This window comes from Pyrinomonadaceae bacterium, from assembly GCA_036277115.1.
Classification (GTDB): domain Bacteria; phylum Acidobacteriota; class Blastocatellia; order Pyrinomonadales; family Pyrinomonadaceae; genus UBA11740.
The window spans coordinates 36,220-50,527 of sequence record DASUNM010000011.1; the positions used below are offsets into that span (position 1 = coordinate 36,220).

Annotated in this window: 12 protein-coding genes and 1 tRNA gene; 10 read left to right on the forward strand and 3 right to left on the reverse strand. The window is 57.3% G+C overall.

The genetic code is table 11. The features are described 5' to 3' along the window. Nucleotides 1-13 precede the first annotated feature (13 nt). From VFX97_01965 to VFX97_01975, 3 genes are read left to right on the forward strand one after another with little or no spacing between them, the layout of a single operon-like run. Nucleotides 14-298, forward strand: a complete 285-nt coding sequence (locus VFX97_01965; GenBank protein HEX5701967.1) for a hypothetical protein — start codon at nt 14-16, stop codon at nt 296-298. Nucleotides 299-312: 14 nt separating this feature from the next. After that, nucleotides 313-1,545: a metal-dependent hydrolase gene (locus VFX97_01970; GenBank protein HEX5701968.1), complete on the forward strand. Its 1,233-nt coding sequence runs from the start codon at nt 313-315 to the stop codon at nt 1,543-1,545. A 47-nt stretch (nt 1,546-1,592) separates the two neighbouring features. After that, nucleotides 1,593-3,014 carry a hypothetical protein gene (locus tag VFX97_01975; protein ID HEX5701969.1) on the forward strand — a complete coding sequence of 474 codons (1,422 nt, stop codon included), beginning with the start codon at nt 1,593-1,595 and terminating at the stop codon, nt 3,012-3,014. Nucleotides 3,015-3,173: 159 nt separating this feature from the next. On the opposite strand, the gene VFX97_01980 is transcribed toward VFX97_01975, so the two are convergent. Then, on the reverse strand, nt 3,174-4,214 hold the full coding sequence (locus VFX97_01980; protein ID HEX5701970.1) for a hypothetical protein: 1,041 nt from the start codon (nt 4,212-4,214) through the stop codon (nt 3,174-3,176). A gap of 261 nt (nt 4,215-4,475) precedes the next feature. Between VFX97_01980 and VFX97_01985 the strand changes: the two genes are divergently transcribed. The 4 genes from VFX97_01985 (at nt 4,476) to VFX97_02000 (ending at nt 8,698) form a co-directional block, all read left to right on the forward strand. Further along, nucleotides 4,476-5,285, forward strand: coding sequence for a hypothetical protein (locus VFX97_01985; GenBank protein ID HEX5701971.1), 810 nt, complete (start codon nt 4,476-4,478; stop codon nt 5,283-5,285). A 380-nt stretch (nt 5,286-5,665) separates the two neighbouring features. Continuing rightward, a complete protein-coding gene (locus tag VFX97_01990; GenBank protein ID HEX5701972.1) occupies nt 5,666-6,319 on the forward strand; it encodes a sigma-70 family RNA polymerase sigma factor in 654 nt (217 codons plus the stop codon). Between the two features lie 2 nt (nt 6,320-6,321). Then, nucleotides 6,322-7,044 (forward strand): hypothetical protein, encoded by a 723-nt coding sequence (locus VFX97_01995; GenBank protein ID HEX5701973.1) that lies wholly within the window; start codon nt 6,322-6,324, stop codon nt 7,042-7,044. Between the two features lie 7 nt (nt 7,045-7,051). Next, the gene (locus VFX97_02000; protein HEX5701974.1) at nt 7,052-8,698 is read left to right on the forward strand and encodes a PDZ domain-containing protein; all 1,647 of its coding nucleotides are present in this window, start codon (nt 7,052-7,054) and stop codon (nt 8,696-8,698) included. Between the two features lie 145 nt (nt 8,699-8,843). Here VFX97_02000 and VFX97_02005 read toward each other — a convergent pair whose 3' ends face one another. Together VFX97_02005 and VFX97_02010 are read right to left on the reverse strand one after the other, a co-directional pair. Then, the gene (locus VFX97_02005) at nt 8,844-9,959 is read right to left on the reverse strand and encodes a N(4)-(beta-N-acetylglucosaminyl)-L-asparaginase (GenBank protein ID HEX5701975.1); all 1,116 of its coding nucleotides are present in this window, start codon (nt 9,957-9,959) and stop codon (nt 8,844-8,846) included. A 64-nt stretch (nt 9,960-10,023) separates the two neighbouring features. Further along, entirely contained in the window at nt 10,024-12,219 is a 2,196-nt protein-coding gene (locus tag VFX97_02010) for a VWA domain-containing protein (protein HEX5701976.1), read from the reverse strand. Nucleotides 12,220-12,423: 204 nt separating this feature from the next. On the opposite strand from VFX97_02010, the gene VFX97_02015 reads away from it, so the two are divergent. The 3 genes from VFX97_02015 (at nt 12,424) to VFX97_02025 (ending at nt 14,305) form a co-directional block, all read left to right on the forward strand. After that, nucleotides 12,424-12,945 (forward strand): adenine phosphoribosyltransferase, encoded by a 522-nt coding sequence (locus tag VFX97_02015; protein ID HEX5701977.1) that lies wholly within the window; start codon nt 12,424-12,426, stop codon nt 12,943-12,945. Nucleotides 12,946-13,078: 133 nt separating this feature from the next. Continuing rightward, nucleotides 13,079-13,155: transfer RNA gene (locus VFX97_02020), tRNA-Arg, on the forward strand. A 94-nt stretch (nt 13,156-13,249) separates the two neighbouring features. Beyond that, the gene (locus VFX97_02025; protein HEX5701978.1) at nt 13,250-14,305 is read left to right on the forward strand and encodes an alpha/beta hydrolase; all 1,056 of its coding nucleotides are present in this window, start codon (nt 13,250-13,252) and stop codon (nt 14,303-14,305) included. Nucleotides 14,306-14,308 lie beyond the last annotated feature (3 nt).

Consider the following 14,308-nt stretch of genomic DNA (forward strand, 5'->3'; position numbering starts at 1 on the left):
GAATTGACATTCGATGGATCAGACCGAAGCGCGGCAGGTTCTAACTGAAATACTGGCGCAGTATCGCCAGTTGTCTTATTCAGACCTCCTTGCGCGGAATGACCAACCCGTCACAGTCGAGCGTGTTGGGCCTTCCGGAACTAACTACCAAATTGAGATGCAGGTGTTCGTCGATGACTCGCACCGTCAAACCTTACGGGTTTTAGGAGCCATTGACGATTTCAGCGCACGCTGGACTAGCTCGCCTATGTGCGACGACTTCATCATTGCGCCTGACGGGATATTGGTTGGCGAATAGTCTCGCGCGTCGGCATGGATCCATTTACCCACACACTGGTTGGACTGACCGCAGCGAAAGCGGGACTTGAGCGGCTCTCGCCACTGGCGACGACAGTTTGCATGCTTGCGGCGAACAGTCCGGACTCGGATGTCGTCGTCGGATTCGTCACTGACCGGTGGACCTACTTGCATCATCATCGCGGCATAACTCACTCGATTGTCGGGGTGATGGCGCTAGCATTCATTGTGCCGACGCTGATCTGGCTAGGAGAGCGCCTCTTCGCTCGCCTCCGTGGCACCGGACCGCGGACGCGATTTCGCGGATTGTTGCTCGCTTCACTGATTATGACGGCTACCCATCCGTTGCTGGACTGGACGAACAACTACGGCGTGCGGCCGTTTCTGCCCTGGAGCGGTCGCTGGTTTTACGGCGATCTCGTGTTCATCGTCGATCCGTACATTCTGCTGCTGGTAGGCGGCGCCGCTTTTCTGGCCACGCGACGCGGTTGGCCGAAGATGGTTGTGTGGGCACTGCTCGCGACAGCATTTGTGGGGCTGACTTTTCTGGTGGCTTCGCGTCCTGACCCGAGTCTCGCCGGGATCAACATCGCGCGCGTCGTGCTATTGGTTGGGGTGCTCAGTTTAGTCGTTGTACGAGTGCTTAAACTCAGTCGCGGCCGCGAAAGGACAATTGCTGTAGCGGCGTTGGCCGGACTTGTCATCTACTGGGGGGCGCTCGGGTTAGCGCACCGTGCGGCACTTAATCATGCACGGGACCTGGCGGCCCGCTCTGCGGGCCCTATCAACGAACGTGTTTTGAGAGTGGCCGCGATGCCCACGCTCGCGAATCCTTTGCGTTGGTCGTGCGTGGCAGAGACTGACCGCGCGATCTATCGCTACTTTGTCAGCCTCACCGACTCTTCCTCCAGCTCGCCAGCAATCGTAAGCGGCTATCAGCACAATTCACCAGACGCTTCACCCAGCCCACCACCAAGCCTGAATGGCTATGAACACAATTCTCCGGAATCGGTGTTCAAGCGCTACGAAAAGCCAACCGGCCGCGCCGCCGAACTCTCTGCATTGGCCGCGGAGGATCGACGCGCGAGGATTCTGCTCAACTTTGCGCGCTTTCCTATCGCGCGGGTGCAGGACGAGAACTGCGTCAGCCAGACCATCGTTCAAATCGCCGACCTGCGTTACACTGAACCCGGCGCAACTCGGGGCACTTTTTCTCTGAACGTGCCGGTCGAATGCGCGTCTAAGTAAAGACAACTGAGGTCTGAGATTTTAGATCTGAGATTGAGATTTTTCTTGTGAACGAAGTAACCCAGAAACAACTTCTCGAAACGTTGCGCGATAATCCGTGCGCTCGCGGGGCGACGCTGAAGCGTGACTTGATGGCGAGTATTCGCGTGTCACCGGCGGGCTACTTCGCGTTTGCCGCGCTGCTGACATTTGTCTCCGTCATTCTGCTGCGCACTAACAGGGATTTAGCCGCGCTGGTAGTGTTGGCGTCTGCCTGGATTGTGATTCCCGTAATTATCGCGACTGACCGGCTCTATTTCGACGGCTTTACTCTGCTTCGTTCCGGGCTGCTGCCGCTGTTCGAGCGGCTTGTGCGCGGCCGGCGTCCAAGACTAACTGTTGATGAGATCGAGCGTGTCGAAGTCGCGGCCGTGCGTACCCTGCGTCGCGGGGGCAGAGTTCGCTATCGTTACCGAATTGAGATCAGCGGCAAAGGCAGGAACTTTGTTTTTGCGAGCGGCGGCCGAAAGTTCCGCGAAATGATTAGCGCACTCTTTCCCCGGGTTGCGGAGGAGAAGCTGGACGCTCGCGCGTGCGAGCTGCGCGACTACTTATGCGATCCGAAAGAACTTCTTGAGCAGGTGAATCGACTGGGGATTGCCGCACCGTCCGTGCTTGAAAACGCTGACGAAAACGCGCGGCATCGAATTGAGAACCGGGTCGCAAACCCTTCTGGCGCAGTTGATGACGACGCCGAACGCGGGCAGATGCTGCGCGCAATCGCTAACCGGCTGCGCGTCGCGGGACGTTTGCGTGAATCGGCTGAAGCGTTTCGGCGCGCCCTTCATCTGGCGCCGCATGATCCGCACCTGATTTACGAATTCGCGCGGCTGCTGCGGTCACAAGCTTCCGCCTTTAGCGATGCGCGTTTGCTGGCCCGCGCAGGCGCCGCCCTTAGGCTGTCGCTGCGGCGAGGCGACGCAGACGCACGTCTGGCCGAGCGCGTCGGCGAAAGCTTCTCCGAATTCGGACAGCCGGCACGTGCCGCCAAAGCATTTCGCTCAGCGATCGAAATCGATCCGGATGCGTTTCGCGCTAATGTTGGACTGGCTGAGATTGCCCTGGGTGACGGGAAGCTGGCCCATGTCATTCATCATTACCGGGACGCGTCGCGCGTTGCGCCCGATGCCGCGACCAAGCGGATGGCGCGCACTGAAGCCGACTACTATTCGCGTCTCAACGACGATGATGACTATTTATCTGCTGAGTTGCGGCGGATGAATTGGCTTGAGAGCGCCGGCCGTGTTCAGCAGTTTTCCGCGCGAGTCAGCTTTGCTGCGTTGTTCGTGGCCCTGACCGGGTCATTTCTCGATCAGATCGTCGCGGGCGCGGGCTGGGCCCTGGCGTCGTCATCGATCATTGGCTGGTCGGGCGCGTTGGTGGTGCGGAAGTTTTTGTCACGTCGCCGCGACATTAAAGTAAGCGCGTAACGTTCACCCGGACATGTGTGGCGCCGTAGCGCCGAATGTTTATAGGAGTGGCGGCTATCCAGGAGTGATAAGGCCGGCAAAATGCACCCGCATTCCGGCCTCGTCGTAACCAAGCGAAAGGAAAGCTATAAACATCTCGCCGCTCCGCGGCTAACCGTTCTACTTTTGAGCTCCGCGAGCTTTCGTAGATTTCTTCTCAGATTTCGGTTTCACCGTGCGGCCCGCTTGTTCGGACGCTGACGCGACGGCATCCAATTTTCGCGGCGGCGGATTCAGCAACGCATCCCAGCGATACTCCGGCCGCTCAACCGTCTCACTCAGTCGCTTGAACGCCATCTTCGTCACTGCCTCAGTCACCCAGTTGTGATAGAACTCGCCGACGGATGCCAGCTCCGCATCCGGCGCGGGATTCATGAAGTCGATGGCGTACGGAATGCCTCCCTGGATCGCAAACTCAACCGTGTTGATGTCGTAGCCCAGCGCCGAGCACAGTGTCCGCACGTCATGATTAACGCGGGCCGACAATTCCGGCGAAAGGTAATTCGGATCATAGACGTACTGCTCGCCGGAAAGATAAGGCTTGCGCGGATCGTACGGCATGATCATCACCTCTTCCTGGCCGATGCAGTAGCAACGCACGAACTGATCGAAATCCACGGCAGCCTGCAGCGTCATGCACAGTGTTCCGGTCTGGTCGTATTCGTGAATCAGTTCCTCGAGCGAGTTCACCTTCGAAACATTTTTCCAGCCGCCGCCATCGAAAGGTTTCATGAACGCGGGAAAACCGACGTAATCAACAATGGCCTTCCAGTCGAGCGGGAATTCCAGGTTGCGCAGACTCTCGCTCACGATGCCCGGAATGTAATCCTTTTGCGGCAACAGGACCGTCTTCGGAACAGCGACACCAAGTTTCGTCGCCAGCGAATAATTGAAGAACTTGTCGTCGGCCGACCACCAAAACGGGTTGTTGACGATGATCGTTCCTTCGAGCGCCAGACGCTTCAGCGTGGCGCGATAGAACGGCACCTCGTGCGAGATGCGATCGATCACCAGATCATAAGGTGGCGGATCGTCGTGCTTGACGCCCCCGAGAACCAGGTACTCAGCCGTGACCTTGCCCTCGCCGCGCTCGTTGATATTACGGATCAATGCTTCGGGAAACGTCTTTTCCCGCCCCACTAAAATGCCTACACGTTTCATGAGATTTGCGACTCCAAACCGCTGACGGCGCACGCCCCTTTTCCCTAAGTTACGCTGCCGCCCACGTCTAATTTTGATTTTTCGGAAGCGAAAACAACGTAACTTCAGGCGTCCTTATTGTCAAACCTGAGACATCCACTCCGATTGTCCCGCGCATCTATCCGTTGGCTCGCATCCGTGTCCGGTGGTTCGCTGTGCTACAATCCGCCCCGCCCAAAGCTGAGCGGAGTTCGTCACCAGAGTTAGAGCCGAATCTAAGGTATGAATCGTAAGAAGTTGCCTCAATCAATTATTTCAAGCCTCTTTGCCGCGCTGGCACTGGGCGCGATTTTTTTTGCGCCCGCGACCGCCATGGCGCAGAAAGAATTTACGGCTGAGCAAATCGCCGAAAGCGTCATCATCGTTCACGGCACGCGGCCGGGCCTGTCCCAGGTTCGCAAAACCGGCTTGGAGAATGGGCGCATGTCGCGGATGACGTCGGAAGGCCGGCCTGAAGAGGTCCGCTACCAGCGACGCTTCATCGCCGGTGATAAGTTTGAGAAGGACAGGATTCGGCTCGATCAGAAGACGGCTCAGACTGAGTTCACACTGGTCAAAAACGGCGAGCGTATTTTTGGCATCATCAATGGATCGCCGTTTACCCCGCGCGCGGACACCATGGCCGAGTTCCTTTCGCAGCAAACGCACAGTATCGAGGCGCTGCTGCGTTACAAAGAGAACGATTCGAAGTTGACGTCAGCCGGTAAAGACAAGCAGCAGGGAATCGATTTGTACGTCCTTGACCTCACCGATAAAGCGAACAACAAGACGCGTTACTTTATTAGCGTCAAATCGCTGCGCGTGCTCTGGCTGGAATACGAAGATCCGCTGCCCGCCCCATCCACACCGATCAAAATCATGAAGCGCTTCTACGATTACCGTTACGCGCAGAGCACCCTTGTGCCTTACCGTACGGTTGTGTACGTGGACGGCAAACAAGCGACGGAAACGCGCGTGATGACCATCACCTACGGCGTAAAGACGGATGATTCAGTTTTCCAGCATCCGGACGCTGCCAGCGGAACCGACTAGGCTGTTTTCTTAGGGTCGCATAAAAACCATTTTTATTTGGCATTTGAGATTTGACTTGTCATTAGGGTTGCGGACTGCCCTTCGACGTCGAGTTGAGTGAGCCTTCGGCTTCGTCGGGAACTCCGTCAGTCGTTGCCTCGGACGTGCTATCGATTCTTACCCGTCGATGCTCCACGCAAAGCCAGTCAAAATGACAAAGGAAAAATGACAGATGATGACTGGAAAATGGCTTTCCACGCCTTTTTGGAACCTACCCCCCTGTTTAGCGTGTTCACCACTGAGCGTCGCAGGCAGCGGTGTATAATGTCTGCTTGCAAAACCCGCAGGAATTCCGAGGATTCGGCGTTGCGGGTGGAAGCACCCGAAGAGCCTGCCTGCCCATGAGAGCGTTAAGTTCAGTTAAGCATTTTGATTTTGCCGCTGCGGCCTCCGCGCCGGCGTTGGTTGTGCAGCCCGCTACCGATCACGCTTTGCTGGAAGGAACGCTGGCCGGCGACGAAGATGCGTTCGCCGAGCTGGTTGGGCGTTATCGCAACCAGATTACGAGCTACATCTATCGGATGGTGAACGATTATGACACAGCGGTGGATCTGGCACAGGAGACTTTCATAAGGGTCTATCGCGCCGCCGGCCGCTATCAAACGACGCATGCGTTCTCGACTTACATCTACCGCATCGCCACCAACGTGGCGATTAGCGAGTTACGCAAGCGCAAGCGACGGAGACTGGTTTCGCTCACCGGCCTCTTAACTTCGCCCGACGGCGAAGAGTTGATGGATTTTCAGCCTGTGGACGAACAGCCTTTACAGGACATTGCCCTCATCGACGCGGAGAAGCGAGCCGTGATTAAGCGGGCCATCAGCACTCTCCCGGACAGGTATCGCGCGCCCCTGGTGCTGCGCGATGTGGAAGGCAAGAGCTACGACGAAATCGCCGCGATTTTGCAAACCAGCGAAGGCACGGTGAAATCGCGGATCAATCGCGCGCGGAATTTCCTGCGCGACAAAATGCGGAATTATGTTCAGGTGGTGTAAACATGAGAAGCCTTGAATGCCGCTTTACGCGGCAACAGATTGACGAACTGGAATTGGGAGAGCGACCGAGCGAAAGGGCGACTGCGCACTTGTCACTATGTGCCGGTTGTCGCGACTTTCGCGCCGAACGAAATGAGCTGCGCCAGCTAGTGGGCAGTCTCGATCCGGTGGTCGCGCCCGCGGATTTCGAAATGCGTCTGCGCGCGCGGATTGCCCGCGAGCAGGCGCCCAGCCGAGAACCGTTCTTCGCGCGCCTGATTCGAACGCCTGCGCTGGCGGCAGCCGCGCTTTTTGTCATGGTAGGTGGGACTCTGGTCTGGGTCGCGCAGAGAGATATTGAGCCGTCCCCGCAAGTGGCGACCGTGCAGCAACCTTCGCCGGGAGCGACGGCGAGCCATTCCCCGGATACGGCGCCGGCCCCCAGCGATACGACCGACGTGAACACGCCTGACGAAGCCGCTCAAACTGCTTCAAGCGTCACGCCTCGTAAGCGGGGAGCTGGTTCGCGGGTGCGGTCAGAGGATCACAGCGTACTGCCCGCCCGGACTATCCATCAGGGCGATCAGGCTTACGTGAATGCTCCTTCAAAACCGGTCGTGTTCGCGGTCGAAGACGAGCGCGGAACGAAAAAGAAAATTTCTTTGCCTCCGGTTAGTTTTGGCTCGCAAAGTTTGGTGGGGAACCGCGTCCCGGTAAGTTACACAGGCAATAGTAGGGTTTGGTAGTACTGAAATGAGAAGTAGTCTGAAATCATTTGGCTTGTTCGTTCTGACGTGGGTCGCAACTTCGCTGTTGTGCGCGAGCGCGACGGCACAGACCGTGCAGACGCCCGCGCCGGTCGCACCAATCAAGCCGGCACAAACTGCCGAGCCGACTCAGCCGCAATCGCCCAAAGCGCAGAAAAGTGTGCGCAAGCCAACGCCGCGGCCTTCGCGTGTCACGATGGTTAAGGATCAGGAACCGGTCGCGCCGCAGGTGGTGACGATCGTGCATCGCCTCACCGGTGTGAAGTTGCTTCGTTATCTGCTGCGAAATGAACCCGGCTCGATCGCGACTATCACTCCGCAAGACGTGAACGCGGACGCGCATGCCAGCATCATTGCGGGCGTGGCGCTCGAGGACGGAAAGACCATCGTCGCGCGCCTGCCGCAAGTTGCCGCCGAAATGGAAATCCAGCGTTCCAGTCTGCTGGCGCCGCCGGATGAACCTGATGAATCCAGAGATGCCGCGCACCGCCGTTTGCCGCGTGCTCCGCGAATGCAGCCCGATCTGACGGTGATGACGCAGGACGGCAGGACTTTCCGCGCACGCTACATCGGCGTGGATGGCCTAACCGGTTTGTCGGTACTGCAACTCACTCAGGCGGCAACGACGGGAGAGATCTCGGGCAGTGCACACAAGAAAGTTAGCGACGGCCAGAACGTGCAATTATTTGCTCCTGAGCGAGTCTCTACCGAGACGCCTTACACGATTCTCGTTCGCATCGGCAAGACGGAAGCAAAAATCGCCCAAGCCAAGGTAAAAGCGAAGACCGACCTGGAAGGTTTGCAGCTGCGTGGCATTCAACTATCGCCAAATGTAATCGGCGGCGTCGCCTGCGATCAAGCGGGCAAGACACTCGGTATTGTTGATGCAATCGAAGGTAACAACGCGCGGCTATTGACGGCTGCTGCGGTGCACGCGGCCACAAAACGCGTGCTCGAACGCCAGTCGAGCGTGCCCCGTCCTCTTTTGGGAATTCGTGGTGAAGAAGTTGATGAGTCGTCGCAGAAATCCCTGATGGCCTTCGGCTGGAGCGAGCAAGAGCTTGAGGATCTAATCGACAACGAAGTCGGCATCCTGTTGACTTCGGTGCTGCCCGGCACCCCGGCGGCCTTTGCCAAGCTGAAGGTTGGAGACGTGATCCTGCGCGTCAACGGAAACGACGTGAAGGGCGCTGAAGAGTTTTCCGAGATGCTCACCAAGGCCGGCAGTGGCGAGGACGTGAAGTTCACCGTCGAACGACCGAAGTTGAAGCAGTCGCTTTCTATCGTAGTAAAGCTGGGCGGCGCGTTTCAACCGGTCTTCGACTGGCAGTTTGAAATGCCGAAGGTTCGCTGGCGAGGAGGCTTGACCCTCGGGATTGAAGCGATAACGCTCTCGGGTAAATATTATGCGCAATGGGGTGGTTCAGGTGTTTTGGTTGTCGGCGTAGAACCGGAAAGTGCTGCCGCCCGTGCGGGATTAAAGGAAGGCGACGTGATCGAAATGATTAATGGCCGCCTCGTCGGCCGTGGCGGCTGGATTTTTACGCATCAGTTTAACAAGAAAGAGAAACAGGTCCTGTCGGTGCTGCGTCACAAAGAAAAGAAGCAGCTCGTGATCGAACCGGTCGAATAATTAGATCTCAGATCTCAGATCTCAGATCTCAGATCTCAGATCTCAGATCTCAGATCTCAGATCTCAGATTAACTTTCAGGTTTCATGTCTAAGTTCAGGTCCGAAGCCGAACCTGAAACTTTGAACTTGAAACCTGAAACTGTTTTTAGTCCGCCGGTTTTCCCGGCAACAAACCATCAGACGGCAGCGTCTGCGGACCTTTGTCGTTGCAGATTGCGAACCGCGCATTCACACCCTGGTACATCGTGACGCCGGCGTACTCGCCTTTCGCATTCAGAATATAAAAGTTGATCCCGAAGTTCGGCAGCCCGCGACTGTTCAGCAGACGCTTCTCGATCGTATTTGCCTGGATCCGCTTCAAAGCCGTCATCCCCGCATCTTTCGGGTGCGCGCCGCGCCGCATCTCTTCGACAATCAGGTATGAACACAGGTTGTAGAGATTCGCTTCGCCCCGACCGGTCGAGCCTGCGGCGCCGACACCGCCATCAACATATAAACCAGCTCCGAGAATCGGCGAATCACCCACCCGGCCGGGAATCTTCCAGGCCAAACCGCTGGTCGTGGTGACGCCGCAAATCTCGCCCTTTGAGTTGATGCCGTCGCAATTGATCGTTCCGTGCAAATTCTCTGCGCGCAAGAGTCCCTCAGCTAACATCTGTTCAGTCGCGCGGCGTCCGGCCTCGGCCCGTTTTTTCGGATCGAGATAGTGCAGAGGGTCGATGCGACGCTTCCACTCAAGCCATCGGGCGCGCGAGTTCGCGGTGTTCAGATCGTCTTCAATCTTGAATCCCATGCCGCGCGCGAAGTCCTGCGCGCCCTTGCCGACAATCAAATGATGGTCAGTCTGTTCGCTGACGGCTTTCGCGACGAGCGAAGGCGTCCGTACTCCTTCCAAACAGGCGACTGCGCCCGCTTGTTTCCTGGGCCCGTGCATCACCGACGAGTCAAGCTGAACAACTCCATCAGCATTCGGCAGTCCGCCATAACCGACGCTGTCGTCCAGTGGATCCAACTCAACGATGTTCACTCCGGCGACCAGGGCGTCGAGCACGTCGTCACCTTTGGTGATCATTGAGTACGCTTTCTGCACGCACGTCACGTCACCGCCATTCTTGAATCGGTTGCCGTTAGATGAAGCAACGACTAAGGGTTTGACCGCTGCCGGAATCAGCATGGTCGGCGCGTTAGCTTTCACCGCGCGTTCGGAAGCGAGAGCAACGCCGGCCACGGCGCTGCTGATCATGAAATCACGTCGTTTCATCGCAGCTTATCCTCGGATTGTTTTATTGGGGCACGCGGGGGACAAGCTAAGACTAAACCCGTGTTCAGTCAACCCAGAATTTGAAACGTTGTGAGGCTGAGGCCTTGGCGATGCGATCAATGATGGTGACTTGCAGCATGTAGCTGCCGGACGCAAGCCCCGCGAGTTTCAGCTCCGCGGCGTACTGAATTCTCGCCAGATCCGTCGCGCCCTCAGTGCTTATCCGGTGTAGTGGGTCGGTTACCACCGGTTCGTCATCGCGAAACACCTGGATCTGCACCGCCAGGTCAGGTTTGGCCGGCGGCGTGAGGCCGGCGGGCGGCGGACTTCCATTACCGCCTGCTGTCCCCGGCCCGCTCGCGGCGTTATAGATGATCGTCACAAAGCGCAGATAGGAGGATGAAGCGAAACGGCGAGCGACATTAAGACCAACCTGAGCTAACAGCGGATCGGCGTTGGCGTCGGGGAGGGTACTGTCATTAGTGGTGGACCTGCCTTTGCGCTCGCCAACGAGGAGCGAACTCAGCGCGAGTTTCTTCGCGGAAAAATCCGATATTTCAATCCACTCCCAGGCGCTTCCCGCCGCCCCCCCATTTTCATCCGCAGCCACGACGCGGACCTGGTACAGACCGGGCTTCAAAACTGAATAGTTGGTGTAGAGAATGTCCGGCGGTCGTTCGGTGTCTGCGGCAGATTTCGCGCGCACGTTCAATCGCTTGTCGAACGAATCCAGCACCTTGCCTTCGTCATTCAGAACTAAGCCCGTCAGCAGAATGGCCGCGGTGGGAACTCCGGCTTTGTTCTCAAAATGAAGCGTGGCCGGCACCAGCCTGACTGAGCTGATCAGCACATCACCCTTCTCGACGCTGTTGATGAAGTTTAGGGTGAGGTTAACGGGAAAGCCTGACTTCGGCATTACGGCTTGCAGATCCTTGCGGACTTCGTTCGTTCTGCTGGTTCCACTCGGCGCCGCCGCCTTCTTCGGGGCGGCGTTGGGCGCCTCACCAACACTATTTCGTGAGCGCACGTGCAAATCAGGACGATCAATCACACTGAGCTCGAGCCGTCGTTGTTTCGGATTGAGCTCTTCGTTCGGGTCTGGCCGCCAAGCGAGCAGATAGTAAACCGAGGCGTCGTTCAGCCCCCTGGTGACGGCCACCGACAAAGCGTTGCTGTTGAAGAAAGCCCTTCCGCCCGTGTCGTTCGCCAGGGCATTCAGTACGTCTTGCGACGCGCCGAGTTCACCCATGGTCCCGCGCGTCATCCGGCCGGAGGTATCAAAAAGTACCGGCGTGCTCGCATCGGGCTGCAAGTTGGCCAGCCCGCGCGCATCGATCGAATAGATTACGAACGCAGAAGACGCGGCCGAAGCAGTTACCTTCCGCAGACGCGCATACGAATCAGAGTTTCGGGAGTCGAGAAAAAAGCCGTCGGATAATAAGAACAGCACCTTGCGGCCCGGCGCCGAACGAAACTTTTCCATCACCCATTGGAGCGAAGCCAAAGTGTTGGTGGTTCCCACCGCGGCCATTCGCAGCATAGCGGATGCGCGCGCCCGTACCTCTTCTTCGGCGCGCGCGCGACCGAGCAATGGGTTATCTCGCAAAACCTGATCGACGAAGGGATCGAGCACATCGCGGTCGCGCATATCGATGCGCAGCGCCTGAAACTCTGACATTGGTGGCGATTGATAGTCGCCCGATTTGAACGGTCGAGCGCGCATCCGCTCAATAGCCTTCAAAAGCACCTGCTTGTTGTCGGTCAGTTGCTGCAGAAAGCCGATTTGACCGCTGGGGGAAATTAGCGCCACCTGATCGTTTTGTCTCATCTCGCGATCGACAAACTCTGCCAGCAGTTTTCGCGCGTGATGCATACTTCCTTCCGACAGGTGAAGATCGTCGATAAAGAAAAACACCAGGCGTCCCCGATCCAGTGGCGCCGGCGCCCCGGCGTTAGACGCTACGCCGCGCGCGGCCGCGAGCTGCGCCTCCTCGCTCGAGCTGCCGGCTTTGACGAGCTCAAAGAAAGAAATCTCGCGCGGCTTGCCGTCAACCTTGAGCACGAACTGATCGCGCTTTAGCCCGTCAACAAATTTTCCCTGCTTATCAAAGACCATCACGTCCGTCTGGACGAGGGATGTGTTGACTCTGATTACATCTGGATTTTGATTTTGCGGTTGTTGGGCGGCCGCGGAAATGGCAGACGCGCAGAATGCGGTGAAGAAGATTGCGAGCCGTTTGAGCAAGTTTGAAACTCGCATGCTCCACAAGCCGAGGTTAGGTTTCCAGCGCTGGGGTTAGCAGGAAAAGATCGCGGGGATGATATCATGTCGCGCTTTACTTTGCGTGGCCTTATACGGTCTCTTGCGCCTTTGGGTGAATGCTTTTGCAAATCTGACTTCATGTAGAAGGCGAGGGCACGTAGATCGAAGGTCACGACCACTTTGTTGGTTAATTTAACGTTCATGGACGACCTGAAAAAACTAATTCGCGAAGTGCCTGACTTTCCCAAGCCGGGTATCAACTTTTACGACATCACGACGCTTCTCAAGCATCCGGAAGGCTTGCGCAAAACCGTCGATGCGCTCGCGGCGGAATATGAAGGGACCAAGATCGATGCCGTGATTGGCATCGAGGCGCGCGGCTTTATCTTCGCGCCGGCGCTCGCCTATCACCTTGGCTCCGGTTTTGTGCCTGTGCGGAAACCGAAGAAACTGCCGGCTGAGCGCGCGTCGATCTCTTACGACCTCGAATACGGCCAGGACACTCTGGAAATCCATCGGGACGCGATCAGCAACGGGCACCGCGTCATCATCGCCGACGACTTGCTCGCCACCGGCGGTACCGCGAAAGCGGTGTGCGACCTGGTGGAGGGACTCGGCGGTACAGTCGAAGGGCTCGTGTTCGTCGTTGAGCTCGAGTTCCTGCCCGGCCGAAAGAAGCTTGACGGTTACGACGTGAGGTCGCTAATCAAATATCAGTCGTGAGCCGGTCAGTCGTCAGTGGTCCGTGGTCAAGCGCATTTCAAACCGGAAAGCGCCAACTTACGGTTGGATGAATAACAACTGACAACTGACAACTGACAACTGACCACTGACAGTTGTACCATTCCTGGTTCGTGCTCCCGTAGCTCAGTTGCATAGAGCGCTCGCCTCCTAAGCGAGAGGTCGCGCGTTGGAATCGCGCCGGGGGCACCATTTCAATAAGACATCCAATCAAACTCTTTCGCGACATCTCGCGTCCAAGTGAATACCTGAGTTAAGTTCGTATTCTGACTCGACGAGAATTTGTATGGTTCGAAGTCTCATCGTTATTGCCGTTTTGCTTCTGACTTTGCCCGTGAGGTCGCAGCAGTTGCCGACTCCTCCAGCGCAGCCGGACACTGGGCCAGGCGGGAAACAAAAGCCACATGCAGCTGTGATCAAGAACCGGTATGGGCAGGGTGGCGAAGAATACTGGATCTACGAACCTGATCGGCCAAAGCCGAAGACCGCGCCGGTGGTTGTTTTCCTGCATGGATGGGGCGGTACCAATCCACTGTATTACGGCGCGTGGATCGATCATCTTGTGAAGCGCGGCAACATCGTGGTGTTCCCGCGCTATCAGTCCAGCATCCTGACCAGACGCGAAGACTTTATTCCAAACACACTTGTTGCCGTCAGCGCCGCGTTCGCACGGTTGCAAAGCGAGCCCGGTCACGTGCGGCCTGACTTGAATAAAGTCGCCGCCGTCGGGCATTCACTTGGTGGCGTGCTGGCGGCCAGTTTGGCGGCGTTGGCCGGCGAGAATAAGCTCCCGCAGATCAGGGCCGTGATGGCCATTGAACCTGGTATGACACGCGCTCCGGTGAGCGTCCCAATCGCGGACTTGAGCAAAATTCCGAGTAGCACCTTGCTGCTTTCGATCGCCGGAGACCGCGACAGTCTGGTTGCCGATCACGATGCGAAGAGAATCTATTACGAAACGAAACAAATCTCGGCCGACAACAAAGATTTCGTATTGTTAGTCAGCGACGAACGAGGACGACCCGGTCTGATCGCAGGGCACCGCGCGCCGACAGCGCCTAACGCAGAGTACGACAACGGTGAGGGCGACTTAACGGCAAGACGGTCTGGTCCCCCGGGTGGTTCGGCAAATGATGGCCCGGCACGCATTGATTCCCGAACTCCCATGACCGACGCCATGGATTACTATGGACTCTGGAAACTCTTCGACGGGTTGTGCGATGCCGCCTTCTCGGGAAAGAATCGTCAGTTCGCACTTGGCAACACACCGCAGCAACGCTTTATGGGGAAGTGGAGCGATGGGACGCCGGTGAAGGAACTGGTCGTTACCGACAAGCCGTAAGCT

Excerpts from the sequence above, each read along its gene's own strand:
- VFX97_01965 (HEX5701967.1), top strand. The coding sequence starts at position 14 with ATGGATCAGACCGAAGCGCGGCAGGTTCTAACTGAAATACTGGCGCAG.
- VFX97_01970 (HEX5701968.1), top strand. The coding sequence starts at position 313 with ATGGATCCATTTACCCACACACTGGTTGGACTGACCGCAGCGAAAGCG.
- VFX97_01980 (HEX5701970.1), bottom strand. The coding sequence starts at position 4,214 with ATGAAACGTGTAGGCATTTTAGTGGGGCGGGAAAAGACGTTTCCCGAA.
- VFX97_01985 (HEX5701971.1), top strand. The coding sequence starts at position 4,476 with ATGAATCGTAAGAAGTTGCCTCAATCAATTATTTCAAGCCTCTTTGCC.
- VFX97_01990 (HEX5701972.1), top strand. The coding sequence starts at position 5,666 with ATGAGAGCGTTAAGTTCAGTTAAGCATTTTGATTTTGCCGCTGCGGCC.
- VFX97_01995 (HEX5701973.1), top strand. The coding sequence starts at position 6,322 with ATGAGAAGCCTTGAATGCCGCTTTACGCGGCAACAGATTGACGAACTG.
- VFX97_02000 (HEX5701974.1), top strand. The coding sequence starts at position 7,052 with ATGAGAAGTAGTCTGAAATCATTTGGCTTGTTCGTTCTGACGTGGGTC.
- VFX97_02005 (HEX5701975.1), bottom strand. The coding sequence starts at position 9,959 with ATGAAACGACGTGATTTCATGATCAGCAGCGCCGTGGCCGGCGTTGCT.
- VFX97_02010 (HEX5701976.1), bottom strand. The coding sequence starts at position 12,219 with ATGCGAGTTTCAAACTTGCTCAAACGGCTCGCAATCTTCTTCACCGCA.
- VFX97_02015 (HEX5701977.1), top strand. The coding sequence starts at position 12,424 with ATGGACGACCTGAAAAAACTAATTCGCGAAGTGCCTGACTTTCCCAAG.
- VFX97_02025 (HEX5701978.1), top strand. The coding sequence starts at position 13,250 with ATGGTTCGAAGTCTCATCGTTATTGCCGTTTTGCTTCTGACTTTGCCC.